Raw genomic sequence first — 26,803 nt, forward strand, 5'->3', positions numbered from 1 at the left:
GGGCGGCGTGGAGTCCGGACGTGTCGGCGCGGAGTCTGGACGGCCGGCGCGGAGTCAGGACGGGCCGACGGGAATCAGGACAGGTCGACTTCCAGTGGGTCCAGGTGCAGTGGCTCGACCTTGCCCTCCATCATCGCGCCCAAGCCGACCACCGCGCACACGTCGGGGTCCTTCGCGATCTCCACGGGCATCCCGGTGCCGGTCCTGATCATGGAGTCCAGGCCGGGCAGCACCGCGCTGCCGCCCGCGAGCGTCAGGCCCCGCACTCCGAGGTCCGCCACCAGGTCCGGCGGGCACTCGCGCAGGACCCGGCCGATGGCGTCGAGCACGGCGGTGAGCGGGGTGTTGATCGCCTCGCGGACATGGGCGGTGCTCACGCGGACGGTCCGGGACAGCCCCGTGGCCACGTCCCGGCCCCGCACCTCCGTGCTCTCCGGCGACGGGATCGCGCGGAGCGCCAGATGCAGCGGGTGCAGGCCCTGGGTCGGCAGCATCAGCTCGTGCTGGTTGCGTACGTGCTGGACCACCGCGTAGTCGATGGCGTCCCCGCCCACGAGCACCTTCTCGGCGGCCACGATCGACCCCAGCGACAACACCGCCACCTGCGTCGACGCCGCCCCGCACACCACGATCATCGACGCCTCGGGCTGCTCGACCGGCAGCCCGCAGCCGACGGCGGCGGCGATCAGGGTGTCGACCAGCTCGACCCGGCGCGCGCCGAGCCCCGTGAGCGTCTCGACGGCCGCGCGCTGCGCGAGCGGATCGGAGTCGTGCGGAATGCAGACGGCGGCCCGCAGCACGGGGCTGCGCCGCCAGGCCTTGCGCAGCTTCTGGCTCATGAGGTGGCGCAGCATCCGCTGGGCCATGTCGATGTCGACCACCGTGCCGCCCGAGATGGGCCGCACGACGCGGATGTGCTTGGGGGTGCGGCCCGCCATGCCGTCGGCGAGGGAGCCGACCGCGATCAGCGAGCCCGTGTGGGTGTTGAGGGCGACGATGCTCGGCTCGTCCACGACCAGGCCGGTGTCCTTGAGGTAGACGCGCGTTCTGGCCGCACCGAGGTCGACGGCGACGTTGCAGCGGCGCAGCTGCTCAAGGCCGAGCGTCATGGCAGGTCCTCCCCAAGGGGCCGACGGATTGCGTGCCGCCGCGCGCGGCGGCCTCTGCCGTCATCGTGCGCGGCATGGCGCGGAAGCGCCCGTTGGGATGCGCCGCATGGGGTGACGGCCTGTCAGGGCCAGGGGATTGGCGTGGTCCGATCGGGTGGCTGTGTCCTCAATCGCCGGACGGGCTGCTGTGCTGTGTCCTCAATCGCCGGACGGGCTGATTTCAGCCCGTCCGGCGATTGAGGACGCGCCCGCAGGGCGCCCGCCGCCGCAGGCGGCAAAGACGCGCCTACCCCTTCGCATCCGCATAGCACTCCACGACCGCCGTGGTGAAGGGGAAGCGGACCGGGGTGCCGTCGAAGACGACGTCCCCGGCGCGGTCCGAGGCGGTGCGGATGGCCGCGGTGACGGCCTCCGCCTCCTCCTCGGGGCAGTGCACGATGACCTCGTCGTGCTGGAAGAACACCAGTTCGGCGCGGAGGTCCGTGAGCTCCTGGCGGAGCGCGGCGAGCAGGGCGAGCGCCCAGTCGGCGGCGCTGCCCTGGACGACGAAATTGCGTGTGAAGCGGCCTCGGGCGCGGCTGGCCGGGGTGCTGCCGTATCCGCTGCCCTCCTCCGGCTCGGCGGCCTCCTGGGGAAGGCCGGCCTCCTCGGGCACGGCCGACGAGGCCGGCGGGCAGGTGCGGCCGAGCCAGGTCCGTACGAGCCGGCCCGCCTCGCCCGCCCTCGCCGCGTCGTCGACGTACGCGACGGCGGCGGGGAAGCGGCGGCGCAGGTCGGCGAGGTGCTTGAGGCCATCGCCCGAGGTCTGGCCGTAGACCGCGCCGAGCAGCGCGAGCTTGGCCCGCTCGCGGTCACCGGAGAACGCCCGGTCGGACAGGGCGGCGTACAGATCCCGCTCGTCGGCCGCCACCTCCATCAGCCCCGGGTCGCGGGAGACGGCGGCCAGGATCCGAGGCTCCATCTGATCGGCGTCGGCGACGACGACTCGGGATGCACGGCGCGCGCCGGGTGCTGCGCGCGTACGACCGGGACGGCCGCATCCTCGGCGGGACGCTGGTCGAGCTCCCCCAGGAGCGGGCGGCGGAGGTGGACGGGATCCTCCGCGATGTCCTGGCGGATCCGGAGGTGGCCCTGGTGCACGTCCGTGCGGTGGAGTTCGGGTGCTTCATGGTGGAGATCCGCCGTGGCCTTGACCGGCGGACCGGATGACAGGATGCCGTCCGCCGTCCGTCGTGTCGTCCGCACCACCGCTGCGCGGCGGTGTCCTCAATCGCCGGACGGGCTGGAATGGGCTGAGCTCGGCCCGAACCAACGGCCTGGAAGGGGCTGAGCTCAGCCCCGAATCAAGCCCGTCCGGCGTTTTGAGGACGCGGCCGCAGGCCGTAAGTGCGACCCCTACCAGCTCGACTTGCGCACTCCCGGCAGGTACCCCGCGTGTGCCTGCTCGCGCAGATTCACCCGGGACAGCCCGAACGTGCGCAGGTATCCGCGCGGGCGTCCGTCAACCGAGTCCCTGTTCCGTACGCGCGTGGCACTCGCGTCGCGCGGCTGGCGCCGCAGCTCGCCCTGGGCCGCCAGCCGTTCCTCCTCCGGCGTGTGCGGATTGCGGATGACCGTCTTGAGCAGGGCTCGGCGGGCCGCGTAGCGGGCGACCGTCAGACGGCGCTGTTCGTTCTTCGCGATCTTGCTCTTCTTCGCCATCAGACACGACCCCCACGGGCACGGATGCGGGCGACGGCGGCCTCGATGCCGATCACGTCGACGGTCTTGAGGCCCTTCGCGCTCAGCGTGAGCCGCACATGGCGGCCCTCGCTCGCCAGCCAGTAGCGCTTGCGCTGGATGTTGGGGTCGAAGCGGCGGCCGGTGCGCCGGTGCGAGTGGGAGATGGAGTTGCCGAAGCCGGGCTTGCGGCCGGTGAGTTGGCAGTGGGCGGACATGGGTCAGACCTCCGGTCCTCGGGCGGCTCCTCCGAGCCTAATGAAAATGGAAACCATTTCTGCATAGTAGCCCGTATGGCCCGCAACGAGCTACGCCCCGTCATCAAGCTCCGGTCCACCGCCGGGACCGGTTTCACCTACGTCACCCGCAAGAACCGCCGTAATGACCCCGACCGCCTGGAACTGCGGAAGTACGACCCGGTCGTCGGCCGTCACGTCACCTTCCGAGAGGAGCGCTGAGCGCCATGAAGCCCGGAATCCACCCCGCCTACGGGCCCGTCGTCTTCCGCGACCGGGCCGCGAACTACGCCTTCCTCACCCGTTCCACCGCCACCAGCGACAAGACGGTCGAGTGGGAGGACGGCAACACCTATCCCGTCATCGACGTCGAGATCTCCTCGGCGAGCCACCCCTTCTACACCGGCACCGCCCGGGTGATGGACACCGCCGGCCGCGTGGAGCGCTTCGAGCGGCGCTACGGCAAGCGCGAGGGCCGCCGATGACCGCGCCGCATCCGTTGCCCGTGGTGCTGGTCGGCGGACTGCACGCCGACGCCCGGCGGGCCACCGTCGACCGGCTCCTGCGCACCGCGCCGGGCAGTGTCGCGCTCCACCACGACCTGGCGACGGCCGCGGAGGGGACGGTCCGCCGCACGGTCAGGGACGGCTCCGGAATCCGGGACGAGGGCGAGACACCGCTGGTCAACGACTGCGCGTGCTGTGCCCTGCGCGAGGACCTGATGCCGGAGCTGGAGCGGCTCGCCCGCGCCGGGGACTGCCGACTCGCCGTCGTCGAGCTGTGGGACTCCGTCGAGCCCAGGGCCATGGCCGAGGTCGTCGTGGCCTGTGGTGGCGACGACGTCCGGCTGACCGGAGTGTTCACGGCCGTCGACCCCGCCCTCGTCCTGCCCTACCTGGGCTGCGGTGACGACCTCGCCGAGTTCGGGCTCGCGGCCGCGGCGAGCGACCAGCGCACGGTGGCCGACACCTTCGCGCGTCAGCTGGAATACGTCTCCGTGCTCGCGCTGACGGAGGACGGCGAGGGGGAGCCGGTGACTCCCGCCGCCGACGCGAACCGGGTGACGGAAGGGGAGGACGTCGGCCCTGCCGACGCCGCCGACTTCGCGCTGCTCGCCCAACTCGCCCCGGCCGCCCGGCACATTCGGATCGAGTCGGTGGAGCTGGGGGCCGCCGCTGTCGCCGGCTTCGACGTGGAGGCCGCCGCCGCCCGGCAGCACCCGGCGTGCGCGCTGCTGCCGCAGACCGCCGACACGGACGGGGTCGCCACGCTCGTATGGCAGCGGCGCAGGCCCTTCCACCCCGGGCGGCTGTACGCGGCGCTGGAGGACCTGAGCTGCGCCGCGGCCCGCAGCCGGGGGCGGTTCTGGCTCGCCGACCGGCCCGACACGCTGCTGTCGTGGGAGGCGGCGGGCGGTGCGCTGCTGGTGGAGGACGTCGGGCCGTGGCTCGCCGCACTGCCGGACGCCGCCTGGGAGATGGTGCCCGCGACCCGCCGGGTGGCCGCCTCGCTGGACTGGCACCCCGAGCACGGTGACCGTACCCAGTACCTCACCTTCACCTCGCCGGGGCTCGACACCGACGGGCTGACGTCCCTGCTGGAGTCGTGCCTGCTCACGGACGCGGAATACGAGGCGGGACCGGAGGAGTGGCGACGGCTGTCGCGCGCTTTCGACGAACTCCTCGATCCGGTCGGCTGATTCGGGCTACGGGTTCGATCTACGGGTTCGACCTACGGGTCCGGCTTGCTGGCCCGGCCTGCTGGTTCGACCTACGGGTCCGGTCCGCTGATCCCGTCCACTGATCCGTCCACTCCGTCCACCGATCCGAGCCGCCGAGCGGCGCCTTTCCCTTCCCCCTTCGCCCCGGCCCCACCAATTCCCGAAGCCCGAGAAAGGACAACGCCCATGGCGCGCCGTCCCGAGCACCGCAAGAATCTCAAGCCCCGGCCGAATCCCCTGGACGCCGCGGGAATCACGTACATCGACTACAAGGACATCGATCTGCTGCGGAAGTTCATTTCGGACCGCGGGAAGATCCGTAGTCGGCGCGTGAGCCGTGTCACCGCACAGCAGCAGCGGCAGCTGTCCCGTGCGATCAAAAACGCCCGTGAGATGGCCCTGCTGCCGTATTCCTCTTCCTCTGCCGCGAAGTAGCGGTGAGAACACCCTGCGTGCACGTGCATCGGCTCATGCAGAAGCACATGAACGCAGCTATGATCCGGAGCAGTTGTCATCCCCGAATCCGCGGCCGGGGATGCCCCTGCAACTCTCCGGGAGAGTCCAGTGCCCCAGGCGTACAACGGCATGGCCGCATCGGACATCGAAGATGTCGTCTGGCAGAAGAGCCGGCATTCCAACTCCCAGGGCTCGTGCGTGGAGTTCGCGAAGCTGCCGGAGGGCGGGATCGCCATGCGGAACTCCCGCTTCCCGGACGGCCCCGCGCTCGTCTATACGCCGGCCGAGATCGAGGCCATGCTGCTGGGTGCCAAGGACGGCGAATTCGACCACCTGGCACGCGACTGACGCCCCTCGTGTACGACCGCGCCCCCCGTCGGGGACGGCCGCACGCGTCAGTCGCGTGGCAGGCGGAACAGCGCCCACACGACCTTGCCGTGCAGGGCGCCGGCCAATGGGTGCCAGCCCCAGCCGTCGCTGAAGGACTCCACCAGGAACAGACCCCGGCCGCGCTCGTCGGCGGCCTCGGCCTGGCTCGCGACCGGGCTCTCCTCGCTCGGATCGCGCACCGCGCACACCAGCCGTGACGTCCAGCGCATCAGATGCAGCCGCACCGGCGGTTCGTACCCCCCGTGACCACGGTCGTCCGGCAGGGCGTAACGCATGGAGTTGGTCACCAACTCCGAGACGACCAGAGCGACATCGTCGAACAGTCCGTGCAGGTCCCACTGGTGCAGCGTGGTCCTGGTGAACTTCCGAGCCGTTCTGACCGCTTCGAACCGTGGTGGCAGCGCACAGGACGCCGAATTGGAGACGGCGGATGAGTCGATCGCGGGAAGCCCTCGCCACAGCGGAGAGAGCACAGTCGATCCTTCGGTACCCATCCGAGGCACTCCTGGCATTCGTGGACGTGACGTGCACGTGTGCGAGGCCCATCGTTCCCAATGCGCATGGCGGATGCAAGGGCAGATGCACGTGCACGCGGGGGATTTGGGGGCGCACAGGGGGTTTGGTGCCCAATTTTCCTGCGCCCTCCAGGCGATGTGTACTGGCCGACTCCGGTACGAGACCGGTCTCGGTAACCGGATGGGCACTCAACGAAGCCTGGAAGTGGCAGACTTCGGCGCCGGGGGAACGGGGGTCGCCCTCAGAAGGGTGCGGAAACCTCAGGCCGGGACAGGAAGGGTCGCAGAGATGACCACGAGCGAGTCGAGCGGTTCCGTGGTGCGCCGCATACTCCTGGGCTCACAGCTCAGGAGGCTGCGCGAGTCGCGTGGCATCACGCGCGAGGCAGCCGGGTACTCGATCCGTGCGTCCGAGTCGAAGATCAGCCGTATGGAGCTGGGCCGGGTGAGCTTCAAGGCGCGTGACGTGGAGGACCTCCTCACGCTCTACGGGGTCACGGACGACGCGGAGCGCGAGGCCCTGCTGGGCCTGGCCCGCGAGGCCAACGTCGCCGGGTGGTGGCACAGCTACGGCGATGTGCTCCCCGGCTGGTTCCAGACGTACGTCGGGCTGGAGGGCGCCGCCTCGTACATAGGGATCTACGAGGTGCAGTTCGTGCACGGCCTGCTCCAGACCGAGGGCTACGCCCACGCCGTCGTCGTGCGCGGCCAGCCCGAGGCCCACGCGGCGGAGGTCGAGCGCCGCGTCTCGCTGCGCATGGAGCGCCAGAAGCTCCTCTTCTCCGAGCGCGCCCCCGTCTTCCACGCCGTGCTGGACGAGGCGGCGCTGCACCGCCCGTACGGCGGTCCGGAGGTCATGCGCGAGCAGCTCCAGCACCTCATCGACATATCCGAGCAGGCCAACGTCACGCTCCAGGTGATGCCCTTCGCGCACGGCGGGCACGCGGGGGAGAGCGGCGCCTTCACCATGCTGCGCTTCCCCGAGTCGGACCTGTCGGACGTGGTGTACCTGGAGCAGCTCACCAGCGCGCTCTATGTCGACAAGGCCGAGGAAGTGGCGCAGTACGGACGGGTGATGGAGCGGCTGCACGACGACAGCCTCTCCCCCTCCCGCAGCAGGGACCTCTTGAGGCGGCTCCTACAACTCGTCTGACACATCAGTACGATGACGTTCCATCAGGAGTCCGCACCTCGATTGGGCGTCACGGGCGCCCCGGTCCGCAGACAGGATGGCGCATGTCCTACTTCGACGAGTTGGCGTTCCAGTACATCGACGGCGAGTGGCGGGCCGGCAGCGGCTCCTGGGACATCGTCGACTTCAATCCGTACGACGGCGAGAAGCTCGCCTCCATCGCCGTCGCCAGTGTGGCCGAGATCGACCAGGCGTACCGCGCCGCCGAGCGCGCCCAGCCCGCCTGGGCGGCCACCAATCCGTACAGCCGCCGGCTCGTCTTCGAGCGGGCGCTGCGGATCATCGACGAGCGCGAGGAGGCGCTGACCGAGGCGATCACGGCGGAGGTCGGCGGCACGGCCGTCAAGGTGGCCTTCGAGCTGCGGTTGGTCCGGGAGTTCCTGCGAGAGTCGCTGCACCTCGCGCTGCTGCCCGAGGGGCGCGTCCTGCCATCGCCGGACGACACCAAGGAGAACCGTCTCTACCGGGTGCCGGTCGGCGTGGTCGGGGTGATCAGCCCGTTCAACTTCCCCTTCTTACTGTCGATCAAGTCCGTCGCCCCGGCGCTCGCGCTCGGCAACGCCGTCGTCCTCAAGCCGCACCAGAACACCCCCATATGCGGCGGCGGACTGGTCGCCAAGGTCTTCGAGGAGGCCGGGCTGCCGCCCGGTCTGCTCAACGTGGTCGTCACCGACATCGCCGAGATCGGTGACGCGCTCATCGAGCACCCCGTGCCGAAGGTCATCTCCTTCACCGGATCCGACCGGGTCGGCCGCCACGTCGCCACCGTCGCCGCCTCGCACTTCAAGCGCACGATCCTCGAACTCGGCGGCAACAGCGCACTGATCGTCCTCGACGACGCCGATCTCGACTACGCCGTCGACGCGGCCGTCTTCAGCCGCTTCATCCACCAGGGGCAGGTCTGCATGGCCGCCAACCGGGTGCTCGTGGACCGATCGGTCGAGGCCGAGTTCACCGAGAAGTTCGTCGCCAAGGTCAGGACCCTCAAGGTCGGCGACCCCGCCGACCCGGCCACCCACATCGGCCCGCTGATCAACGCCGGCCAGGCCGAGAGCATCACCACGCTCGTGGAACAGACCATCGCCGACGGGGCCACCGCCCTGTTGCACGGCGCGTCCGACGGCACGCTCGTCGGGCCGTCGGTGCTGACCGGCCTCGCGGCCGACTCCCCGGTCCTGGGGCAGGAGATCTTCGGCCCGGTCGTGCTGATCATCCCGTTCGACGGCGAGGAGGAGGCGGTACGGATCGCCAACGACACCCCGTACGGGCTGAGCGGCGCCGTGCACACCGCCGACATCGAGCGGGGGGTGCGGGTGGCCAAGCGCATCGACAGCGGCATGGTCCACGTCAACGACGGCACCGTCCACGACGAGCCGATCGTGCCCTTCGGCGGCGAGAAGCACTCGGGTGTGGGGCGGCTGAACGGCGAGGCGGTGGTCGACGCCTTCACCACCACCAAGTGGATCTCGGTCCAGCACGGGCGCAGCAGATTCCCGTTCTGACCGTCCCGATCCGCGCGGCCGCCTGGAGCACCGTTTTCGGACTAATGCGGGTTGAGGACAGAAGTTGACCGCATGGGGTCCTACTTTTGAGGCATCGCGAGAGAGCGGCGCGAGACAACGGCCCGAAAGGCAGGACCCCATGGTTACGCACGTGATCGAGAAGGACCCCTCCGACGAGCGCGGCACCCTGCTGGCGTTCGTGGAGGCCCAGCGCGGCGGTCTGCGCCGGGCAGTCCTCGGCCTGAGCGAGGAGCAGGCGGCGGTCAAGCCCAGCGCGAGCGAGCTGTCGCTCGGCGGTCTGCTGAAGCACGTCGCCGAGGTCGAGAGCAACTGGGTGCGGATGGCCCAGCAGTTGCCGCCCGAGATCGAGCGGGACCAGTCGACCTGGTCGGACAGTTTCCGGCTGACCGAGGGCGAGAGCGTCGCGGGAACGCTCGCCTACTGGGACAGGGTCGCCGAGGAGACCGAGCGTTTCATCCGTTCTGCCGACAGCCTGGAGCAAACCTTCCCGCTGCCGGACGCCCCGTGGTTCCCGCCGTCGTCGCGGGTGTCGCTGCGCTGGATGCTGCTCCACCTGGTGGAGGAGCTCGGCAGGCACGCGGGCCACGCGGACGTGATCCGTGAGTCCCTCGACGGCAAGACCGCCTTCGAGCTGGTGGCCGAGGCGCAGGGGGCGGCGGGCCAGGGCTGAGCCGGGCGGGGGGCCCGTTCCGCCTAGGCTGGCTCCAGGGCCCCGCAGGTGTGCCCCGGTACGGGCACGACCAGGTGGAATGAGGAAAGACGATGTCGGCGATCCGGCTGTTGGTGCTGGGAGCGGTGCGCCAGCACGGGCGCGCCCACGGCTATCAGGTGCGCAACGACCTGGAGTTCTGGGGCGCGCACGAGTGGTCCAACGCCAAGCCCGGATCGATCTACCACGCGCTCAAGCAGATGGCCAAGCAAGGACTGTTGATCGCGCACGACGTCGCCCCGAGCGAGGCCGGCGGGCCCCCGCGGACGGAGTACGAGCTGACGGGCAAGGGCGAGGAGGAGTACTTCACGCTGCTGCGTGAGGCCCTCTCCTCCTACGACCAGAAGGTCGACGTCCTCAGTGCGGGCGTCGGATTCATCGTCGACCTGCCGCGCGCCGAGGCCATCGCGCTGCTGAAGCAGCGGGTGGAGTCGCTGGAGGAGTGGCGATCCGAGATCGGCCGGCACTGGACCCCGGACGTGGGCGAGGACTGGGGCCACATCGGCGAGATCATGGGCATGTGGGTGCACACCGCGCAGAGCGGGGCGCAGTGGACCCGCGGGCTGATCGAGCGCCTGGAGGGCGGGGCCTACGTCATGGCGGACGAGGGCGATCAGTGGAAGGGCATCGTCACCAGCGACGAGCAGTGATCCGGCGGCCGGGAGCGCGCTGAGCGCCGACGGGGGTCGGACGCCACGGACGAAAGTCGGTAATCAAGTTTGACTACGTTCGGGACGGGGAGTACTTTCCTCGCGTAGTCAAGTTTGACTACCGATCGGAGGAGAGCGCATTGACTGACACCGATCACGCGATCGTTGTCGAAGGACTGCGGAAGGCCTACGGGAAGAAGCGAGCCCTCGACGGCCTGGACCTCACTGTCCCGCGCGGCACCGTCCACGGGTTGCTCGGGCCCAACGGGGCCGGCAAGACCACGGCCGTCCGCGTCCTCGCCACCCTGCTGCGACCCGACGCCGGCCGGGCCGAGGTGGCCGGACGCGACGTACTGCGCCACCCCGACGAGGTCCGTCGGCGGATCGGGCTGCTCGGCCAGCACGCCGCCGTGGACGAGGAGTTGAGTGGCCGTCAGAACCTCGACATGTTCGGCAGGCTCTATCACCTCGGCCCCCGCCGGGCCGCCGCCCGCGCGGGGGAACTGCTGGAACGGTTCGACCTGGCCGACACCGGGCGCAAGCCGGTCGGCCGCTACAGCGGCGGCATGCGGCGCCGCCTCGACCTCGCCGCCGCGCTGATCCCGGCCCCCGAGGTGCTCTTCCTCGACGAGCCCACCACCGGCCTCGACCCGCGCGGCCGCACCGAGGTGTGGGAATCGGTGCGCTCCCTGGTCGGCGGCGGCACGACCGTGCTGCTGACCACCCAGTACCTGGAGGAGGCCGACCAGCTCGCCGACCGGATCTCCGTCGTCGACACCGGCAAGGTCATCGCGGCGGGCACCCCCGACGAGCTCAAGGCCCGGCTCGGCGGCGACCGCATCGACGTCGTCGTGCGCGACGCCGGCCGACTGGCCGACGCCGGGGCCGCCGTGGCCCTGGCCGCCCGTGCTGCGGCGGTCACCACCGACGCCGACCGCCGACTGATCAGCGCGCCGGTCACCGACCGGATGGCCGCGCTGACCGGGACCGTCCGGGCACTGGCGGCGGCCGGCATCGAGGCGGCGGACATCGCGCTGCGCCGCCCGACGCTCGACGAGGTGTTCCTGCACGTCACGGGCGCCGCACCGGTCGGCGCCGAAGCGAAGGAAGGAGCGGCCGCATGACCCATGCCCCCGCGCACGTCCCCGACCGTGCCCCCGCACCGGCGCACCCCTCGACATGGGTGCTCGCCGATTCCTGGACCATGACCCGGCGCGGCCTCGCGCACTGGGCCCGGCAGCCCGTCCAGGTGCTCGTCGGCCTCGCCTTCCCGGTCATGATGCTGCTGATGTTCGCCTACTTCCTCGGCGGCGGCATGACCGTCCCGGGCGGTGGCGACTACAAGGAGTTCCTCGTCCCCGGCATGCTCGCGCTGACCATGGCCTTCGGCCTGGAAGGCACGATGGTCGCCGTCACCCAGGACCTCAACAAGGGCGTCATCGACCGCTTCCGATCCCTGCCGATGGCCCCCTCCGCCGTCCTCGTCGGCCGCAGCGCCCTGGACATGCTCCAGTCCGTGCTCAGCCTGCTCGTGATGATCGGCGTCGGGCTGCTGATGGGCTGGCGCTGGCACGACGGCCCCGGCAACGCCCTCCACGCGGTGGGACTGCTGCTCCTGCTGCGGTTCGCGATGCTGTGGCTCGGCATCTACCTCGCGATGGTGGCGGGCAAGCCCGAACTCGTCCAGGCCGTACAGATCCTCATCTGGCCCGTCGGCTTCCTCTCCAACGTCTTCGCGTCCGCCGAGACCATGCCCGGCTGGCTCGGCGCCATCGCCGAGTGGAACCCGATGTCGGCCACGGCCGCCGCCGTCCGGGAGCTCTTCGGCAGCCCCGGCGTGGACGGCGGCTCATGGGCCGCCGTCCACGCCCTGTCGATGGCGGTGGCCTGGCCGCTGCTCCTGCTCGCGGTCTTCCTGCCGCTAGCCCTGCGGCGCTACCGGGGTCTGGGGCGGTGAGGGGACGGGCAGCCGCTCAGTGATGGAAGGCGGTGGCGACGGCCTGGGGCCGGTCCAGCGGTCCCGGCTGTCGCCGCAGCTCCGGCAGGAGGGCGCCCAGGTCGTCGAGGAACAACTCGGCGAGGTCGAGCGAGAAGCCGTTGCGGCAGACGACACGCAGCACGGACAGGTCCTCCCGGTTCGGCGGGAAGGTGTACGCGGGCACGAGCCAACCGCGCTCCCGCAGCCGCCGCGACACATCGAACACGTCGTAGTTCGTGACGCCGTCGGCCGTCGTGAACGCGAAGACGGGCAGTTCGTCGCCGCGGGTCAGCAGCCGGAAGTCACCGAGCGCCTCGATCCCGTCGGCCAGCTTGCGGGCCACGTCACGGGAGTTCCGCTGCACCGCCCGGTAGCCCTCCCGGCCCAGCCGCACGAAGGTGTAGTACTGCGCGGCGACCTGCGCGCCCGGCCGGGAGAAGTTCAACGCGAAGGTCGGCATGTCCCCGCCCAGGTAATTGACCCGGAACACCAGCTCCTCGGGCAGTGCGGCCGCGTCCCGCCACAGCGCCCAGCCCACGCCGGGGTAGACCAGCCCGTACTTGTGCCCGGAGGTGTTGATGGACGCGACGCGCGGCAGCCGGAAGTCCCACACCAGCTCCTCGTCGAGGAACGGCGCGACCATCGCGCCGGACGCGCCGTCCACATGGACCGGGATGTCCAGGCCCGTGCGCTCCTGGAGATCGTCCAGCGCCGCGCAGATGTCGGCCACCGGCTCGTAGGACCCGTCGAAGGTCGAGCCGAGTACGGTGACGACCCCGATGGTGTTCTCGTCGCAGAGCGCCGCGGCCCCGGCGCCGTCGAGGTGGAAGCGGTCGCCCTCCATGGGCAGCACCCGGGCCTCGACCTCCCAGAAATTGCAGAACTTCTCCCAGCAGACCTGGACGTTCGCGCCCATGACGAGATTGGGCCGGGCGCCGCCCGACGGATAGCGATCCGCGTTCGCGAGCGCCCAGCGCCGCTTGAAGGCCATCCCGGCGAGCATGCACGCCTCGCTCGAGCCGGTGGTCGAGCAGCCGACGGCCGAAGCCGGGTCGGGCGCGTGCCAGAGGTCGGCGAGCATCCGCACACAGCGCTTCTCCAGCTCCGCCGTGCGCGGGTACTCATCCTTGTCGATCATGTTCTTGTCCCGGCACTCGGCCATCAGCACACCGGCCTGGGGCTCCATCCAGGTGGTGACGAAGGTCGCCAGGTTGAGCCGGGCGTTGCCGTCGAGCATCAGCTCGTCGTGGACGAACTGATAGGCGGCGTGCGGGGGCATGGGCCCGTCGGGCAGGGCGTGGCGCGGTGGCTCCGACGCCATGCCGCCGAGCGGGTCTGCTTCGCCGTAGAAGGGGTTGACGGAGAAGCCCCGCGGGGAGGCGTCCGCCCGGTCGTCCGTGCCATTGCCCTTGTGCAGTGCCATGGTCTGCGCGTGCCCCTTACTGTGCGGTCTAAGCGGCGGACCAGGCAGCTCGTCACCGGGGCTCTGCCCCGGACCCCGGTCCTCAAGCGCCGGACGGGCTTGATCGGGCCGGGGTCGCCTCCTATGCGAACAGGCTCATCGTTGTGAGATCACCACTGCCGTGCCGTACGCACAGACCTCCGTGCCGACGTCCGCCGCTTCCGTCACATCGAAGCGGAACATCAGCACCGCGTTGGCGCCGCGGGCCCTGGCCTGCTCGACCAGGCGCTCCATCGCCTGGTTACGGGTCTCGACCAGGGTCTTGGTCAGACCCTTGAGCTCGCCGCCGATCAGGGATTTCAGGCCCGCGCCGATCTGGCTGCCGAGGTGCCGGGAACGGACGGTGAGGCCGAAGACCTCGCCGATGACCTTGTCGACCCGGTAGCCGGGGACGTCGTTCGTCGTGACCACCAGCACATCGGACTGGCTCTGCCCGCCACCGAAATCCTCGATGCCCATCGCACGCACCTCCGTGTTGTGCAGTTTTGCCGGATGTCTACCGAGACGCACGTCGGGCCCGGAACGTTGCGCCGACCGGGTGTACCGCCCCGGCAACCCTCTGGAACCAGGACCCCGGCGGCCGCGTTGATAACTTGGGGCCGCACACACGCCTCCCCCCGCCTGTGCCCGGGCCTCGCACGAGCCTGCGCCTCGACCCAGGAGCCTGTCCCCGTGACCCCCATGACCACCCTCGCGCTCGGCCCCCAGTGGCTGGACCCGGACTACCTGATCGGTGAGTTCGGCCTCTACGGCGTGCTGGCCATCGTCTTCGCCGAGTCGGGCCTGCTCATCGGCTTCTTCCTGCCGGGAGACTCGCTCCTGTTCACGACCGGCCTGCTGGTCACCGCGGGCACGCTGGACAAGCCGCTGTGGCTGGTCTGTCTGCTCGTCGTGCTCGCCGCCGTCCTCGGCGACCAGGCGGGCTATCTCTTCGGCCGGAAGGTGGGTCCGGCGCTCTTCAAGCGACCCGACTCGAAGATCTTCAAGCAGGAGAACGTCGAGAAGGCCCATGAATTCTTCGAGAAGTACGGGCCGAAGTCCCTGGTGCTGGCCCGCTTCGTGCCGGTGATCCGGACGTTCACGCCGATCATCGCGGGCGTCGTCCGGATGAACTACCGCTCCTTCCTGATCTTCAACATCATCGGTGGCACCCTGTGGGGCGCCGGCGTGACGCTGCTGGGCGCCGCACTCGGCAACGTCGAGTTCGTCAAGACCAATATCGAGGCGATGCTGGTCGCGATCGTGCTGATCTCGGTGGTCCCGATCGCCATCGAGTTCCTGCGTGCCCGTTCCAAGGCGAAGAAGGCCCCGCCGGTCCTCGGCGGCGGCCCCGAGGACGGCCGACCGCCGGCCCAGCGCGGCCGGCACGCCAAGCGCTGAGCCCCCGCCGACACCGCCCCGTCGACACCGCCCCGCTGCGGTCCCGACCCTGGTCGCGACCGAAGTGGGGCGCTTTCGTCCGCATGTGCGGACCCCCACTGGGCACACGCGCCACTGATCGTGCATGGTGGCCGTAAACAGGGCGGGCGTACGAGGAGCAGTGGTGGTGGATCGGCAGTGGGGCGGCAGCAGCGCCTCGGACGCGGAGACGGTCGAGGACCGCAAGCCGCAGTCCGACGAGGCGCACAGCGCCTTCACCCCGCCGCTGGGCGTGCCCCTGCCGGCACCGCCGGAGGACGAGCACCCCACCTCCGAGTTCGCCGTGCCCGAGGGCGTCGCCCCCGAGCCGGAGAACGAGCCCGAGGGCTCGGCCTTCACCCTTCCCCCGGGCACCGCCGGGCCGAGCACGACCCAGGGGACGCCGTACGCGGCCTTCACACCGCCCTACGGCATACCCAAGGTCAACCTCACCAAGGAAGTGCCCTGGCAGGACCGCATGCGCACCATGCTGCGCATGCCGGTGGGGGAGCGACCGGCCCCCGAGCGCCCCGGGAAGGCCGACGAGGCCGGTCCCGCCGTTCCGCGCGTACTCGACCTGACCCTGCGCATCGGCGAGCTGCTGCTCGCCGGCGGTGAGGGCGCCGAGGACGTCGAGGCCGCGATGTTCGGCGTCGCGCACGCCTACGGGCTCGACCGCTGCGAGCCGACCGTCACGTTCACCCTGCTGACCGTGAGCTACCAGCCGTCCCTCGTCGACGACCCGGTCACCGCCAACCGCACGGTCCGCCGTCGCGGCACCGACTACAACCGGCTCTCCGCCGTCTTCCGGCTCGTCCACGACATCACGTCCCAGGGGCTCACCCTGGAGGAGTCCTACGGCCGCCTCGCCGAGATTCGCCGCAACCGTCACCCCTATCCGGGCTGGGGGCTCACCGTCGCCTCCGGGCTGCTCGCGGGCGCCGCGTCCATGCTCGTCGGCGGCGGGCTCGTGGTCTTCCTCGCGGCGGCGGCCGGAGCGGTACTCGGCGACCGGCTGGCCTGGCTGGCCTCGGGGCGCGGACTGCCGGAGTTCTACCAGTTCGTCGCGGCGGCGATGCCGCCCGCCGCGATAGGCGTCGCGATCAGCGCCAGCCACCCGGACGTCCAGGCGTCCGCGGTGATCACCGGTGGGCTGTTCGCCCTGATCCCCGGGCGGGCCCTCGTCGCAGGCGTCCAGGACGGTCTGACCGGCTACTACATCACCGCCGCCGCCCGGCTCCTGGAGGTCGGCTACCTCATCGCGGGCATCGTCTGCGGCGTGCTGATGGTCCTCTACGGGGGCGTGCACGTCGGCGGCGCGGGGACCCTCGACCCCGAGGCGGCGCTGGAGCACGTGGAGCGGCCCCTCATCCAGATCATCGCGGCGATGCTGCTGGCCCTCGCCTTCGCGGTGCTGCTCCAGCAGGAACGTCACACCGTGCTCTGGGCCACGGTCAACGGCGGCGTCGCCTGGGTCATCTACGCGGCCCTCGCCGACACGGCCGGGATGGACCCGGTGCCCGCCACGGCCATCGCCGCCGGGGTGGTCGGCCTCTTCGGCCAGCTGCTGTCCCGCTACCGGTACGCGTCCGCGCTGCCGTACGTGACGGCGGCCATCGGCCCGCTGCTGCCCGGTAGTGCCACGTATTTCGCGCTGCTGAACTTCGCGAAGAACGAGCTGAACGCCGGCATCGCCAGCCTCACGAGGGCCGCCGCGCTCGCCCTGGCCATCGCCATCGGGGTGAACCTGGGCTCCGAGGTCGCCCGGCTCTTCCTCAAGGTCCCGGGCCCGCCTGCGCCTGGGCGGCGGGCGGCGAAGCGGACGAGGGGGTTCTAGGCCTTTCCGGTGGGCCTTCGGCTGCGGGCCGTCGTTGCCGCCTGCGGCGGCGAGCGCCCTGCGGGCGCGTCCTCAAGCGCCGGACGGGCTGCAAAAGCAGCCCGTCCGGCGCTTGAGGGCCGGGGTCCGGGGCGGAGCCCCGGTAACCACTCAGTGGTGCGAGCCGCCCGCAGCCTCGAGGCGCTTGTACGAGGCCTCGATCTCGGCCTCGGCCTCGGCGCGGCCGACCCAGTCGGCGCCCTCGACGGACTTGCCGGGCTCGAGGTCCTTGTAGACCTCGAAGAAGTGCTGGATCTCGAGGCGGTCGAATTCCGACACGTGGTGGATGTCGCGCAGGTGCTCCACGCGCGGGTCCGAGGCGGGGACGCAGAGCAGCTTGTCGTCGCCGCCGGCCTCGTCCGTCATGCGGAACATGCCGATGGCGCGGCACTTGATGAGGCAGCCCGGGAAGGTGGGCTCGTCCAGGATGACGAGGGCGTCCAGCGGGTCGCCGTCCTCACCGAGGGTGTTCTCGACGAAGCCGTAGTCGGCCGGGTAGCTGGTCGAGGTGAAGAGTCGGCGGTCCAGACGGATGCGACCGGTCTCGTGGTCCACCTCGTACTTGTTCCGCGAACCCTTCGGGATCTCGATGGTGACGTCGAACTCCACGGGTGGCTCCTTCATGATCAACACATGCGTCTGGGTGCTTCGCGCTACCGGGGGCGGGTGCCGTGCTCTCGGTGAAGCGCAGTGATTAAGTGTCCCTCACGCGGGTGTGTGGTGGCGAAAGGGGCTGGTCCGTAGTGCCTGAGGCCAGAACGTGGCAGTTCAGGTGGTGGCGGAACGCCCCACGGGAGCAGCGCCGGACCGTGCGGTTCGTCGCGGCGTCCGCCGTGACCGGCCTCGTGGTCGCGACCGGCGCGGTGGCGGCCGCCGGTCCCTGGGACGAGGGTCAGCGTAAGGCCGAGCGCGCCCGTGCCGCGGCGGGACCGGCGACGGGTGGCGAGCATCACGCCGAGGCCCGACGCCCCCTCGTGGCGCCGGTCCTCGCCCCCCTCGGCGGGCAGGGCGGCGCCACGGGCGGAAAGTCCGGCCGCGCCACCGCCCCGGCACCCACCCGGGACGGTCTGACCGACACGTTGAAGCCGCTGCTGGAAGACGGCGGCCTGGGCCCCGACCGCTCGGCCTCCGTGGTCGACGTCGCCACCGGCGAGCAGCTCTACGGCGCCGACCAGGACACCGCCTACACCCCCGCCTCCACGGTCAAGCTGGCCACGGCGGCAGCCGCGCTCTCCGCGCTCGGCCCCGACCACCGCATCGACACGACCGTGGTGAAGGGCAAGGACGGCATCGTGCTCGTCGGCGGCGGCGACCCGACCCTCACGGCCCGGGAGGGTACGGCGGACGCCGCCGGCCTGCGGACGCTGGCCGACGCCACGGCCCGCGCCCTCAAGGCCCGCGGCACCGCCCGCACCAAGCTCACGTACGACACCTCCCGCTACTCCGGGCCCGCGCAACACGTCATCGGCCCGAACGAGAACATCGCCCCCGTGAGCGCGCTCATGATTGACGAGGGCCGCCAGGACGACTCCGACCGCGGCCCCGCCGAGCGCGGCGCCGACCCGGCCGCCGACGCGGCGGGGCGGTTCGCCTCCCTGTTGCGCGAGCGAGGCGTCGAGATCGACGGTGACCCGTCCGGCGGCTCGGCACCGGCGAAGGCGGAACGTCTCGCCGTGGTCTCCTCCCCGCCGCTGTCCGCCCTGGTCGAGCGGGCCCTCACCAACAGCGACAACGACATCGCCGAGGCCCTCGCCCGCCAGACCGCGCTCGCCTCCGGCCAACCGGCGAGCTTCGAGGGCGCCGCGAAGGCCGTCACCGACCGCCTGGCCAAGCTCGGCCTCCCCATGTCCGGCGCCCGCATCGCCGACGGCAGCGGCCTCGACCGCGCCGACCAGGTCTCGGCGGCCCTCCTCTCCCAACTCCTCGCCCGCGCGGCGGACCCCGCGCATCCGGAACTGCGTCCGGTCCTGACGGGCTTGCCGGTGGCGGGTTTCAGCGGGACGCTGCGCTCGCGTTACGCGGATGAGGCCGGACGCGGCCTCGTCCGTGCCAAGACGGGCACGCTGACGGGGGTGAACTCCCTGGCGGGTACGGCGGTGGACGCGGATGGCCGCCTCTTGGCTTTCGCCTTCATGACCACGGGGTCCGGTGACCCGGAGGGTGCGCAGCGAGCCCTGGACCGTATGGCGACTGCGGTTGCCGGGTGCGGTTGTCGTTGACGGATGCCGCTGCGCGGCGGGCTTTGACCGTTGGCGGGTTCCCCGCCGTTGCCGCTGCGCGGGGCGTTGTCAGGTCGGTGCCGGGCCTGCGGGGGCCTCCCCCTCCTGCCGGGGGGAGGAAAGACCCAGTGGTGACCGGCACGTGAGAACTGACCGCAACGCCAGAGGTTTTTTCCCCACCCACCACGGGAGGTGGCGGGTCGGAGCGGGCCCCTTGCGGGGCGTAAAGCGAAGCAGCCCCGCAAGGGGCCCGCGGAGGCCCGACACCGCACCGAAACAGCCCCGCGCAGCGGACACGCCCCGCGTCAGCGGGAAACGGCGGGGAACCCGGCAAAGGTCAACCCCTAACCGCCAGCCGCGCGCAACACGTACCGTGAAAGGCATGACAAGCCTCGGTGGTGCGGAGATGGTCGACTGGAAGCTCGCGGTGGCGACCGCGACCCGGCTCGTGCGGCCGGGGCCGGAGGTGAGCCGGGACGAGGCGCGGGCGATCGTCGCGGAGCTGCGGCGGCACGCGAAGGCGTCGGAGGGGCATGTTCGCGCGTTCACGCGAATGGCACCACCGGTCCAGGACGGTGACGCCTTCGCGGGTGACACCCCCGTGCTCGTCGTGGACCGGGCCGGGTGGATCAAGGCGAACGTCGAGGGGTTCCGGGCGATCCTCGGGCCGTTGCTGGAGAAGATGCAGGACCGCCGCAGCGGTGCGAGCACGGCCGTGCTCGGTGCCGTCGGCGGCAAGGTGACCGGTGTCGAGCTGGGGATGCTGCTGTCGTTCCTGGCGTCCAGGGTGCTCGGACAGTACGAGACGTTCGCCCCGGGCACGGGTGATCTCCCCGGTGCCGGCGCCGGAGGCGGAAGGCTGCTGCTCGTCGCGCCGAACATCGTGCACGTCGAGCGCGAGCTCGAAGTGGATCCGCACGACTTCCGGCTGTGGGTGTGCCTGCACGAGGAGACGCACCGGACGCAGTTCACGGCCGTGCCCTGGCTGCGCGCCCATATCGAGGGCGAGATCCAGTCGTTCCTGGGGGAGACCGAGGTCGACCCGGCGACGCTGCTGGAGCGGCTGCGCGAGGCCGCCCAGTCGCTGGCGGGCGGCCGGCCGGAGGGCGAGGACAGTGGGGCGCCCCGCATCGTGGATCTGGTCCAGACGCCCGCGCAGCGGGAGATCCTGGCCCGGCTGACGGCCGTGATGTCGTTGCTGGAGGGGCACGCCGACTATGTGATGGACGGTGTGGGGCCGCAGGTCGTGCCGTCGGTGACGGAGATCCGGGAGAAGTTCCAGCAGCGGCGGGCGCGCGGCGCCGGCCGGCTGGACGCGGCGCTTCGCAAGCTGCTCGGACTGGATGCGAAACTCCGGCAGTATCGCGACGGTGAGCGTTTCGTGCGGGCCGTGGTCGACGAGGTCGGTATGGACGGGTTCAACCGGGTATGGACTTCGCCCAACACGCTCCCGACCAAGGCGGAGATCGCCAAACCCGCGGACTGGGTCACGCGAGTGCACCGTAAATCCGAGAAGTAATTCGAACACGCCCCCTGTGGGATGAACGCCCCCGTAATCACCCGTCCGAGGGACCGTGAGCCAAGGGTGGGCGTGCGATGCTCGGGTAAAGGCTCGCTTCTGTCACCATCGACGCACACAGCGTGACTGATGCTCGAAGCTCGTACAGCTCCGAACCCCCTCCATTGGAACGATTGGACACAGGGACATGGGTCCACATCCCGCGGTCGCCGCGATACGCCTGGCGGTCCGCCGCGTACTCCACGACGTCCTCACCCTCGCTCCGCCCGCCGCCGTGCCCTCCGGGGACCGCCGGCCGCTCGTCCTCGTCGCCTGCTCCGGCGGCGCCGACTCCATGGCACTCGCCTCCGCCCTCGCCTTCGAGGCCCCGAGGCTCGGGGTCCGGGCCGGCGGGGTCACCGTCGACCACGGCCTCCAGCACGGCTCGGACCTCCGCGCCGCGGAGGTCGTCAGCCGTCTCGCCGCCTTCGGTCTCGACCCCGTCGAGGCCGTGACGGTCACCGTGGGCAGGGAGGGCGGCCCCGAGGCCGCCGCCCGTGACGCCCGCTATGCCGCCCTGGACGCCGTCGCGGAGCGCCACGGCGCCGCCGCGGTGCTCCTCGGCCACACCCGGGACGACCAGGCGGAGACCGTCCTGCTCGGGCTCGCCCGCGGCTCGGGCATCCGCTCGCTGTCCGGCATGGCCGTCGCCTCCGGGGCCGGTGGCCGCTACCGCAGGCCCTTCCTCGGCCTGGACCGGCAGACGGCCCGCAAGGCCTGCATGGTCCAGTCGCTCCCCGTCTGGGACGACCCGCACAACGAGGACCCGGCGTACACCCGCTCCCGGGTCCGCCACGAGGCGCTGCCCGTGCTGGAGAAGGCGCTCGGCAAGGGCGTCGTCGAGGCCCTCGCCCGCACCGCCCGGCTCTCCCGGGACGACGCGGACGCCCTCGACGCCTGGGCCGCCGACGTCGAGCCCTCCGTGCGCGACGAGACGGGCGCCCTGGAAGCCGCGAAGCTCTACCGGCTGCCCCCCGCGGTCCGCCGCCGTGTGCTGCGCCGCGCGGCCATCTCGGCGGGCGCCCCGGCCGGTTCGCTCTTCGCCCGGCACATCGAGGAAGTCGACCGGCTGATCACCGGTTGGCGCGGCCAGGGGGCCATCAACCTGCCCGGGCGCGTCGCGGTTCGCAGGCAGGGTGGCAGACTGGTCCTCCGGCAGGGCTGATTCGAACGAGCAGCGAACGAGCCTCGGCTCGCCTCGGATGAGCCGGATGAGCCTTAAACAAGCGGAGTGGCGCGGGTGGACGACAAGGACATGGGCACCGACCTCAAGTCGGTGCTCATCACCAAGGAAGAGATCGACGCGAAGCTGGCCGAGCTGGCGGCGGAGATCGACGCGGAGTACGCGGGCAAGGACCTGCTGATCGTCGGTGTCCTCAAGGGCGCCGTGATGGTCATGGCGGACCTGGCGCGTGCGCTGTCGACGCCCGTGACCATGGACTGGATGGCCGTGTCCTCGTACGGCGCGGGCACGCAGTCCTCCGGCGTGGTCCGGATCCTCAAGGACCTCGACACCGACATCAAGGGCAAGCACGTCCTGATCGTCGAGGACATCATCGACTCCGGTCTGACGCTGTCGTGGCTGCTGTCGAACCTGGGCTCGCGCGAGCCGGCGTCCCTCAAGGTCGTCACCCTGCTGCGCAAGCCGGAGGCGGCCAAGGTCGCCATCGACGTCAAGTGGGTCGGCTTCGACATTCCCAACGAGTTCGTCGTCGGTTACGGCCTCGACTTCGCGGAGAAGTACCGCAACCTGCCCTTCGTGGGCACGCTCGCGCCGCACGTCTACGGCGGCTGAGCCATCCGGCCCCGGACAGGGCCCCTCTCCGGCGGGCGGGAACCGACCGACGGTTCCCGCCGTTGGAGCATGCGAAGACGGTTTGGTTGACCGTCTCCGGCAGCGTCGGGTGACAATGCTGGGGTACCGTCCGAAGGTCAGAAGTTTCAAGCATTCTTTTTCAAGCACTGCAAGGTCGAGCAGAACACCGTACGCACAGGCACCCCGATCAGGGGCGGCCGTGCCTCACTGTGGCAGGAGGGACGGGGCGCTTGCGCCCCGTATGGATGGACGTGAAGCGCTACTTCCGTGGGCCGGTCATGTGGATCGTGCTGGCCGTCCTCGCCGTGGTCGTGTTGATGCAGGTCGTCGGCTCGTCCGGCGGCTACAAGTCGGTGGACACCAGTCAGGTCGTCAACGCGATCGACAAGAACCTGGTGAAATCGGCCGAGCTGACGACCGGTGACGAGAACAAGGTCAAGGTCGAACTCAAGCCAGGCCAGAAGGTCAAGGGCAGTTCCAAGATCCAGGCGAACTACATCGGCGACCAGGGCGTCGAGATCTCCAAGGATCTTCAGGCCAAGGCCGACGACGACAACAAGGACACGCTGCCCGACGGGTACAACATCGCCACGTCGAAGCAGAACCCCTTCATCGGGGTGCTGCTCTCGCTGCTGCCGTTCGTCCTCATCGTCGTGGTCTTCCTGTTCCTGATGAACCAGATGCAGGGCGGCGGCTCCCGGGTCATGAACTTCGGGAAGTCCAAGGCCAAGCTCATCACCAAGGACACCCCGAAGACGACCTTCGCCGATGTGGCCGGGTCCGACGAGGCGGTCGAGGAGCTCCACGAGATCAAGGAGTTCCTCCAGGAGCCGGCGAAGTTCCAGGCCGTCGGCGCCAAGATCCCGAAGGGTGTGCTGCTCTACGGCCCGCCCGGTACGGGCAAGACGCTGCTCGCGCGCGCCGTCGCCGGCGAGGCGGGCGTGCCGTTCTACTCGATCTCCGGTTCCGACTTCGTCGAGATGTTCGTCGGTGTGGGTGCCTCCCGGGTCCGTGACCTGTTCGAGCAGGCCAAGGCCAACGCCCCGGCCATCGTCTTCGTCGACGAGATCGACGCCGTCGGCCGGCACCGCGGCGCGGGCCTCGGCGGCGGTCACGACGAGCGCGAGCAGACCCTCAACCAGCTCCTGGTCGAGATGGACGGCTTCGACGTGAAGGGCGGCGTCATCCTGATCGCCGCCACGAACCGCCCGGACATCCTCGACCCCGCGCTGCTGCGCCCCGGCCGCTTCGACCGGCAGATCGCCGTCGACCGCCCGGACATGCAGGGCCGTCTGGAGATCCTCAAGGTCCACCAGAAGGGCAAGCCGGTCGCCCCGGACGTCGACCTGGGCGCGGTCGCCCGTCGTACGCCCGGCTTCACCGGCGCCGACCTGTCGAACGTGCTGAACGAGGCGGCGCTGCTCACGGCCCGCAGCGACAAGAAGCTGATCGACAACCACTCGCTGGACGAGGCGATCGACCGTGTCGTGGCCGGACCGCAGAAGCGGACCCGGATCATGAGCGACAAGGAAAAGAAGATCACCGCGTACCACGAGGGCGGTCACGCCCTGGTCGCGGCGGCGTCTCCGAACTCCGACCCGGTGCACAAGATCACGATCCTGTCCCGCGGCCGTGCGCTCGGCTACACCATGGTCCTCCCCGACGAGGACAAGTACTCCACCACGCGCAACGAGATGCTCGACCAGCTGGCGTACATGCTGGGCGGCCGCGCGGCCGAGGAGCTGGTCTTCCACGACCCGACCACCGGTGCGGCCAACGACATCGAGAAGGCCACCGCCACGGCCCGCGCGATGGTCACGCAGTACGGCATGACCGAGCGGCTCGGCGCGATCAAGTTCGGCTCGGACAACAGCGAGCCGTTCCTGGGCCGTGAGATGGCGCACCAGCGCGACTACTCCGAAGAGGTCGCCGCGCTGGTCGACGAAGAGGTCAAGAAGCTCATCGAGACCGCGCACAACGAGGCGTGGGAGATCCTCGTCGAGAACCGCGACGTTCTCGACAACCTGGTTCTGGCCCTCCTGGAGAAGGAGACGCTGAACAAGGAGGAGATCGCCGAGGTCTTCAAGCACATCGTGAAGCGCCCGGCCCGCCCGGCGTGGACCGGTTCCTCGCGTCGTACGCCCTCGACCCGCCCGCCGGTGCTCTCCCCCAAGGAGCTGGCGCCGAGCAACGGCGTCCAGCCCGTGGAGTCGGTCGACCTCCCCGAGGACGCCCCGCGCTCCTACGGCGGCGGGAACGCCACCCCGGAGAGCTGATCAGCAGGATGTGACCGGCGCCCCACGGGCCCGGAATGGATGCCGCACCACCCAGGTTATTAGCCTGGGGGTGCGGCATCTCGCATGTCCGGGCCGCGCAGTGCGAACGAAACAGAGAACGAGGCAACTCCCATGACCGACCCGGTGACGCTGGACATCGAGGGCCCCGTCGGCGCATTCGACGAGAAGCGGGCCGAGAACGCCGTCCGCGAGCTGCTCATCGCGGTCGGGGAGGACCCGGACCGGGAGGGCCTGCGCGAGACGCCGGCACGCGTCGCCCGGGCGTACAAGGAGATCTTCGCGGGGCTGTGGCAGGAGCCGGAGGACGTCCTGACGACGACGTTCGACATCGGCCACGACGAGATGGTGCTGGTGCGGGACATCGAGGTCTACAGCACCTGTGAGCACCACCTGGTGCCGTTCCACGGGGTGGCGCACGTCGGCTACATCCCGGCGACGAGCGGGAAGATAACGGGCCTGTCGAAGCTGGCCCGCCTGGTGGATGTCTACGCCCGCCGCCCGCAGGTGCAGGAGCGGCTCACGACGCAGATCGCCGACTCGCTGATGGAGATCCTCGAGCCGCGCGGCGTGGTCGTGGTCATCGAGTGCGAGCACATGTGCATGTCAATGCGGGGCATCCGGAAGCCCGGTGCCAAAACGCTGACGTCGGCGGTGCGGGGCCAGCTGCGTGACCCCGCTACCCGCGCGGAGGCGATGAGCCTGATCATGGCCCGCTGAGGCGGACCGTACGGCGCTACGCGCTGAGGCGGCTGCCCATCCACTGGAGGGTGGGGTTCAGCTCACGGCGCCACGTGTTGAAGTTGTGGCCGCCGCTGTCGAGGATGATCGAGGACACCCGGGCGTCGTTCTTGGCCATCTTGATGAACTTCAGGGTGTCCTTGTAGTTGTGCTCGCCCTGCTCGCTGCTGGTCACCAGGACCGAGATCGGCGGGGTCTTGGTGTTCTTCAGCCGCCACATCACGTTGTTCTCGTTCTCCAGCTTCTTGCTGCCGCCGAAGAGGGAACCGGTCGTGGGGTCCTGCAAGGCCTTGTAGTAGCCGGAGAGCGAGGCGGCGGCGCTGTAGGCCTCGGGGTGGCGCATGGCGATCTTCAGCGCGCAGTAGCCGCCGGTGGAGTTGCCGATGATGCCCCAGTTCGCGGCCTTGTCGCCGACGCGGTAACGCTGGGAGACCGCCTTGCGGAGATCCTTCGTGAAGAAGGTCTCGGCCTGGGGGCCGTTGGGTATGTCGATGCATTCGGTGTCACGCTGCCCCACCACCGACGGCCGCATCATGACCAGAATGGTGGGCTGCATCTTCTTCGCCTTGGCGAGCTTGTGCGCCCGCGCCGGGTAGTCCAGGCCCTTGATGAGGGCCTCGGAGGTGCCCGGGTAGCCGGTCAGGACGACCGAGGCCGGAAAGGTCTTCTTCGCGTACTCCGGCTGGAAGTACTCCGGCGGCAGATAGACGTAGGCCGGACCGTTGATCTTCGAATCGACGCCCGCGACATTGATCTTCTCGATCTTGCCGCCGACCCGCGGTACATCGCCGCGCGGCACCTTTACCGCCTGCGTGCTCACGACCTGCACCCGCTTGCCGCTGGCGCTGTGGTCGACGACGACGCCCTCCGACTTGACCTGGCCGAAGAGGTCGGCCCAGGAGCCGTAGAAGCCGAAGGACTGGTTCGCCCACAGGCCTATCGCCGCGAACAGCGTCAGCTGCGTGGCGAGCATCATTCCGACGCGGCCGAGGATCGATCCGATGCTCTTCTTGCCCAGGCGGGGCCAGAGCCAAATGGTCAACGCGAAGAGCACTACCGCGGCCGAGATGGCCAGCAGCAGTACCGCCATGCTGGTGAGACCCATGAGGTGCTTTCTGCCAGAGCGACCGGATGCCCGAGTCGCGGAATGGTTACTTCTTTCCGGGCTTGGCCCCCGGCGGAACCTCAACCCCGAAACCGTCGTCCTACAGGGCGCATAAAGTCCGGGCGCTGCCGCCAGAC

Annotated in this window: 28 protein-coding genes and 1 pseudogene; 20 read left to right on the forward strand and 9 right to left on the reverse strand. The window is 70.5% G+C overall.

The window, feature by feature from the left end; all coding sequences use genetic code 11:
* Positions 1 to 74: 74 nt before the first annotated feature.
* Positions 75 to 1,109 (reverse strand): rod shape-determining protein, encoded by a 1,035-nt coding sequence (locus ACZ53N_RS05690; RefSeq protein WP_469139684.1) that lies wholly within the window; start codon positions 1,107 to 1,109, stop codon positions 75 to 77.
* Positions 1,110 to 1,395: 286 nt separating this feature from the next.
* Positions 1,396 to 2,139 (reverse strand): annotated as a pseudogene (locus ACZ53N_RS05695) (DNA polymerase); the annotation flags it as partial.
* Between ACZ53N_RS05695 and ACZ53N_RS05700 the strand changes: the two are divergent.
* A complete protein-coding gene (locus ACZ53N_RS05700) occupies positions 2,100 to 2,318 on the forward strand; it encodes a DUF1203 domain-containing protein (RefSeq protein ID WP_469139685.1) in 219 nt (72 codons plus the stop codon). The pseudogene ACZ53N_RS05695 and the gene ACZ53N_RS05700 overlap by 40 nt on opposite strands.
* Positions 2,319 to 2,504: 186 nt before the next feature.
* Here the strand turns inward: ACZ53N_RS05700 and rpsN are convergent, their stop codons facing one another.
* Complete coding sequence (gene rpsN, locus ACZ53N_RS05705; RefSeq protein ID WP_130878327.1) at positions 2,505 to 2,810, reverse strand: 30S ribosomal protein S14; 306 nt, start codon at positions 2,808 to 2,810, stop codon at positions 2,505 to 2,507.
* A complete protein-coding gene (rpmB, locus tag ACZ53N_RS05710; protein WP_184739194.1) occupies positions 2,810 to 3,046 on the reverse strand; it encodes a 50S ribosomal protein L28 in 237 nt (78 codons plus the stop codon). The genes rpsN and rpmB overlap by 1 nt, the downstream gene beginning before the upstream one ends.
* Positions 3,047 to 3,121: 75 nt before the next feature.
* On the opposite strand from rpmB, the gene rpmG reads away from it, so the two are divergent.
* The 5 genes from rpmG (at position 3,122) to ACZ53N_RS05735 (ending at position 5,588) form a co-directional block, all read left to right on the forward strand.
* A complete protein-coding gene (gene rpmG, locus ACZ53N_RS05715) occupies positions 3,122 to 3,286 on the forward strand; it encodes a 50S ribosomal protein L33 (RefSeq protein ID WP_130878325.1) in 165 nt (54 codons plus the stop codon).
* A 5-nt stretch (positions 3,287 to 3,291) separates the two neighbouring features.
* Positions 3,292 to 3,549 carry a type B 50S ribosomal protein L31 gene (locus ACZ53N_RS05720; protein WP_130878324.1) on the forward strand — a complete coding sequence of 86 codons (258 nt, stop codon included), beginning with the start codon at positions 3,292 to 3,294 and terminating at the stop codon, positions 3,547 to 3,549.
* Entirely contained in the window at positions 3,546 to 4,763 is a 1,218-nt protein-coding gene (locus ACZ53N_RS05725) for a GTP-binding protein (protein ID WP_469139686.1), read from the forward strand. Before ACZ53N_RS05720 ends, ACZ53N_RS05725 begins: the two co-directional genes overlap by 4 nt.
* 207 nt (positions 4,764 to 4,970) lie before the next feature.
* Positions 4,971 to 5,219, forward strand: coding sequence for a 30S ribosomal protein S18 (rpsR, locus tag ACZ53N_RS05730; RefSeq protein ID WP_469139687.1), 249 nt, complete (start codon positions 4,971 to 4,973; stop codon positions 5,217 to 5,219).
* Positions 5,220 to 5,348: 129 nt separating this feature from the next.
* On the forward strand, positions 5,349 to 5,588 hold the full coding sequence (locus ACZ53N_RS05735; RefSeq protein ID WP_469139688.1) for a DUF397 domain-containing protein: 240 nt from the start codon (positions 5,349 to 5,351) through the stop codon (positions 5,586 to 5,588).
* A 47-nt stretch (positions 5,589 to 5,635) separates the two neighbouring features.
* On the opposite strand, the gene ACZ53N_RS05740 is transcribed toward ACZ53N_RS05735, so the two are convergent.
* Entirely contained in the window at positions 5,636 to 6,124 is a 489-nt protein-coding gene (locus tag ACZ53N_RS05740) for an ATP-binding protein (RefSeq protein WP_469139689.1), read from the reverse strand.
* Positions 6,125 to 6,434: 310 nt separating this feature from the next.
* On the opposite strand from ACZ53N_RS05740, the gene ACZ53N_RS05745 reads away from it, so the two are divergent.
* The 6 genes from ACZ53N_RS05745 (at position 6,435) to ACZ53N_RS05770 (ending at position 12,176) form a co-directional block, all read left to right on the forward strand.
* Positions 6,435 to 7,298 (forward strand): helix-turn-helix domain-containing protein, encoded by an 864-nt coding sequence (locus ACZ53N_RS05745; RefSeq protein ID WP_469139690.1) that lies wholly within the window; start codon positions 6,435 to 6,437, stop codon positions 7,296 to 7,298.
* 83 nt (positions 7,299 to 7,381) lie between these two features.
* Positions 7,382 to 8,839 (forward strand): aldehyde dehydrogenase family protein, encoded by a 1,458-nt coding sequence (locus ACZ53N_RS05750; RefSeq protein ID WP_469139691.1) that lies wholly within the window; start codon positions 7,382 to 7,384, stop codon positions 8,837 to 8,839.
* A 139-nt stretch (positions 8,840 to 8,978) separates the two neighbouring features.
* Positions 8,979 to 9,530, forward strand: coding sequence for a DinB family protein (locus ACZ53N_RS05755; RefSeq protein WP_469139692.1), 552 nt, complete (start codon positions 8,979 to 8,981; stop codon positions 9,528 to 9,530).
* Between the two features lie 92 nt (positions 9,531 to 9,622).
* The gene (locus ACZ53N_RS05760; RefSeq protein WP_469139693.1) at positions 9,623 to 10,219 is read left to right on the forward strand and encodes a PadR family transcriptional regulator; all 597 of its coding nucleotides are present in this window, start codon (positions 9,623 to 9,625) and stop codon (positions 10,217 to 10,219) included.
* 140 nt (positions 10,220 to 10,359) lie between these two features.
* On the forward strand, positions 10,360 to 11,343 hold the full coding sequence (locus tag ACZ53N_RS05765) for an ATP-binding cassette domain-containing protein (RefSeq protein ID WP_469139694.1): 984 nt from the start codon (positions 10,360 to 10,362) through the stop codon (positions 11,341 to 11,343).
* Positions 11,340 to 12,176 carry an ABC transporter permease gene (locus ACZ53N_RS05770; protein WP_469139695.1) on the forward strand — a complete coding sequence of 279 codons (837 nt, stop codon included), beginning with the start codon at positions 11,340 to 11,342 and terminating at the stop codon, positions 12,174 to 12,176. Before ACZ53N_RS05765 ends, ACZ53N_RS05770 begins: the two co-directional genes overlap by 4 nt.
* A gap of 16 nt (positions 12,177 to 12,192) precedes the next feature.
* Here ACZ53N_RS05770 and ACZ53N_RS05775 read toward each other — a convergent pair whose 3' ends face one another.
* Both ACZ53N_RS05775 and ACZ53N_RS05780 read right to left on the reverse strand, forming a co-directional pair.
* Positions 12,193 to 13,620 carry a glutamate decarboxylase gene (locus ACZ53N_RS05775; protein WP_469139696.1) on the reverse strand — a complete coding sequence of 476 codons (1,428 nt, stop codon included), beginning with the start codon at positions 13,618 to 13,620 and terminating at the stop codon, positions 12,193 to 12,195.
* A gap of 135 nt (positions 13,621 to 13,755) precedes the next feature.
* Complete coding sequence (locus ACZ53N_RS05780; RefSeq protein WP_469139697.1) at positions 13,756 to 14,118, reverse strand: YbjQ family protein; 363 nt, start codon at positions 14,116 to 14,118, stop codon at positions 13,756 to 13,758.
* Positions 14,119 to 14,340: 222 nt separating this feature from the next.
* Between ACZ53N_RS05780 and ACZ53N_RS05785 the strand changes: the two genes are divergently transcribed.
* Both ACZ53N_RS05785 and ACZ53N_RS05790 read left to right on the forward strand, forming a co-directional pair.
* Positions 14,341 to 15,039: a DedA family protein gene (locus ACZ53N_RS05785; protein WP_469139823.1), complete on the forward strand. Its 699-nt coding sequence runs from the start codon at positions 14,341 to 14,343 to the stop codon at positions 15,037 to 15,039.
* Between the two features lie 124 nt (positions 15,040 to 15,163).
* Positions 15,164 to 16,894 carry a threonine/serine exporter family protein gene (locus tag ACZ53N_RS05790; protein WP_469139698.1) on the forward strand — a complete coding sequence of 577 codons (1,731 nt, stop codon included), beginning with the start codon at positions 15,164 to 15,166 and terminating at the stop codon, positions 16,892 to 16,894.
* Between the two features lie 150 nt (positions 16,895 to 17,044).
* Here ACZ53N_RS05790 and ACZ53N_RS05795 read toward each other — a convergent pair whose 3' ends face one another.
* Positions 17,045 to 17,542: an inorganic diphosphatase gene (locus ACZ53N_RS05795; RefSeq protein ID WP_130878794.1), complete on the reverse strand. Its 498-nt coding sequence runs from the start codon at positions 17,540 to 17,542 to the stop codon at positions 17,045 to 17,047.
* 134 nt (positions 17,543 to 17,676) lie between these two features.
* Here ACZ53N_RS05795 and dacB point away from each other — a divergent pair, with 134 nt between their 5' ends.
* From dacB to folE, 6 genes are all read left to right on the forward strand, one after another.
* Positions 17,677 to 19,152 (forward strand): D-alanyl-D-alanine carboxypeptidase/D-alanyl-D-alanine endopeptidase, encoded by a 1,476-nt coding sequence (dacB, locus tag ACZ53N_RS05800; RefSeq protein ID WP_469139699.1) that lies wholly within the window; start codon positions 17,677 to 17,679, stop codon positions 19,150 to 19,152.
* A 382-nt stretch (positions 19,153 to 19,534) separates the two neighbouring features.
* Positions 19,535 to 20,671: a zinc-dependent metalloprotease gene (locus tag ACZ53N_RS05805; RefSeq protein ID WP_469139700.1), complete on the forward strand. Its 1,137-nt coding sequence runs from the start codon at positions 19,535 to 19,537 to the stop codon at positions 20,669 to 20,671.
* A gap of 187 nt (positions 20,672 to 20,858) precedes the next feature.
* Complete coding sequence (gene tilS / locus ACZ53N_RS05810) at positions 20,859 to 21,875, forward strand: tRNA lysidine(34) synthetase TilS (protein WP_469139701.1); 1,017 nt, start codon at positions 20,859 to 20,861, stop codon at positions 21,873 to 21,875.
* A gap of 90 nt (positions 21,876 to 21,965) precedes the next feature.
* On the forward strand, positions 21,966 to 22,505 hold the full coding sequence (gene hpt / locus ACZ53N_RS05815; protein ID WP_130878793.1) for a hypoxanthine phosphoribosyltransferase: 540 nt from the start codon (positions 21,966 to 21,968) through the stop codon (positions 22,503 to 22,505).
* 266 nt (positions 22,506 to 22,771) lie between these two features.
* A complete protein-coding gene (gene ftsH / locus ACZ53N_RS05820; RefSeq protein ID WP_469139824.1) occupies positions 22,772 to 24,802 on the forward strand; it encodes an ATP-dependent zinc metalloprotease FtsH in 2,031 nt (676 codons plus the stop codon).
* 132 nt (positions 24,803 to 24,934) lie between these two features.
* Positions 24,935 to 25,540, forward strand: coding sequence for a GTP cyclohydrolase I FolE (folE, locus tag ACZ53N_RS05825; RefSeq protein WP_184739215.1), 606 nt, complete (start codon positions 24,935 to 24,937; stop codon positions 25,538 to 25,540).
* Positions 25,541 to 25,556: 16 nt separating this feature from the next.
* Here folE and ACZ53N_RS05830 read toward each other — a convergent pair whose 3' ends face one another.
* Complete coding sequence (locus ACZ53N_RS05830; protein WP_469139702.1) at positions 25,557 to 26,666, reverse strand: alpha/beta hydrolase; 1,110 nt, start codon at positions 26,664 to 26,666, stop codon at positions 25,557 to 25,559.
* Positions 26,667 to 26,803: the final 137 nt, after the last annotated feature.

Source organism: Streptomyces sp. NPDC033229 (assembly GCF_055576875.1).

Coding starts and splice junctions, on each gene's coding strand:
- ACZ53N_RS05760 (WP_469139693.1), top strand. CDS start 9,623: ATGTCGGCGATCCGGCTGTTGGTGCTGGGAGCGGTGCGCCAGCACGGG.
- hpt (WP_130878793.1), top strand. CDS start 21,966: ATGGGCACCGACCTCAAGTCGGTGCTCATCACCAAGGAAGAGATCGAC.
- ACZ53N_RS05725 (WP_469139686.1), top strand. CDS start 3,546: ATGACCGCGCCGCATCCGTTGCCCGTGGTGCTGGTCGGCGGACTGCAC.
- ACZ53N_RS05805 (WP_469139700.1), top strand. CDS start 19,535: ATGACAAGCCTCGGTGGTGCGGAGATGGTCGACTGGAAGCTCGCGGTG.
- rpsR (WP_469139687.1), top strand. CDS start 4,971: ATGGCGCGCCGTCCCGAGCACCGCAAGAATCTCAAGCCCCGGCCGAAT.
- tilS (WP_469139701.1), top strand. CDS start 20,859: ATGGGTCCACATCCCGCGGTCGCCGCGATACGCCTGGCGGTCCGCCGC.
- ACZ53N_RS05740 (WP_469139689.1), bottom strand. CDS start 6,124: ATGGGTACCGAAGGATCGACTGTGCTCTCTCCGCTGTGGCGAGGGCTT.
- ACZ53N_RS05775 (WP_469139696.1), bottom strand. CDS start 13,620: ATGGCACTGCACAAGGGCAATGGCACGGACGACCGGGCGGACGCCTCC.
- ACZ53N_RS05755 (WP_469139692.1), top strand. CDS start 8,979: ATGGTTACGCACGTGATCGAGAAGGACCCCTCCGACGAGCGCGGCACC.
- ACZ53N_RS05700 (WP_469139685.1), top strand. CDS start 2,100: ATGCACGGCGCGCGCCGGGTGCTGCGCGCGTACGACCGGGACGGCCGC.
- ACZ53N_RS05745 (WP_469139690.1), top strand. CDS start 6,435: ATGACCACGAGCGAGTCGAGCGGTTCCGTGGTGCGCCGCATACTCCTG.
- ACZ53N_RS05790 (WP_469139698.1), top strand. CDS start 15,164: ATGGTGGCCGTAAACAGGGCGGGCGTACGAGGAGCAGTGGTGGTGGAT.
- rpsN (WP_130878327.1), bottom strand. CDS start 2,810: ATGGCGAAGAAGAGCAAGATCGCGAAGAACGAACAGCGCCGTCTGACG.
- ACZ53N_RS05720 (WP_130878324.1), top strand. CDS start 3,292: ATGAAGCCCGGAATCCACCCCGCCTACGGGCCCGTCGTCTTCCGCGAC.
- ACZ53N_RS05785 (WP_469139823.1), top strand. CDS start 14,341: ATGACCACCCTCGCGCTCGGCCCCCAGTGGCTGGACCCGGACTACCTG.
- ACZ53N_RS05770 (WP_469139695.1), top strand. CDS start 11,340: ATGACCCATGCCCCCGCGCACGTCCCCGACCGTGCCCCCGCACCGGCG.
- ACZ53N_RS05780 (WP_469139697.1), bottom strand. CDS start 14,118: ATGGGCATCGAGGATTTCGGTGGCGGGCAGAGCCAGTCCGATGTGCTG.
- rpmG (WP_130878325.1), top strand. CDS start 3,122: ATGGCCCGCAACGAGCTACGCCCCGTCATCAAGCTCCGGTCCACCGCC.
- ACZ53N_RS05750 (WP_469139691.1), top strand. CDS start 7,382: ATGTCCTACTTCGACGAGTTGGCGTTCCAGTACATCGACGGCGAGTGG.
- rpmB (WP_184739194.1), bottom strand. CDS start 3,046: ATGTCCGCCCACTGCCAACTCACCGGCCGCAAGCCCGGCTTCGGCAAC.
- ACZ53N_RS05690 (WP_469139684.1), bottom strand. CDS start 1,109: ATGACGCTCGGCCTTGAGCAGCTGCGCCGCTGCAACGTCGCCGTCGAC.
- folE (WP_184739215.1), top strand. CDS start 24,935: ATGACCGACCCGGTGACGCTGGACATCGAGGGCCCCGTCGGCGCATTC.
- ftsH (WP_469139824.1), top strand. CDS start 22,772: ATGGACGTGAAGCGCTACTTCCGTGGGCCGGTCATGTGGATCGTGCTG.
- ACZ53N_RS05830 (WP_469139702.1), bottom strand. CDS start 26,666: ATGGGTCTCACCAGCATGGCGGTACTGCTGCTGGCCATCTCGGCCGCG.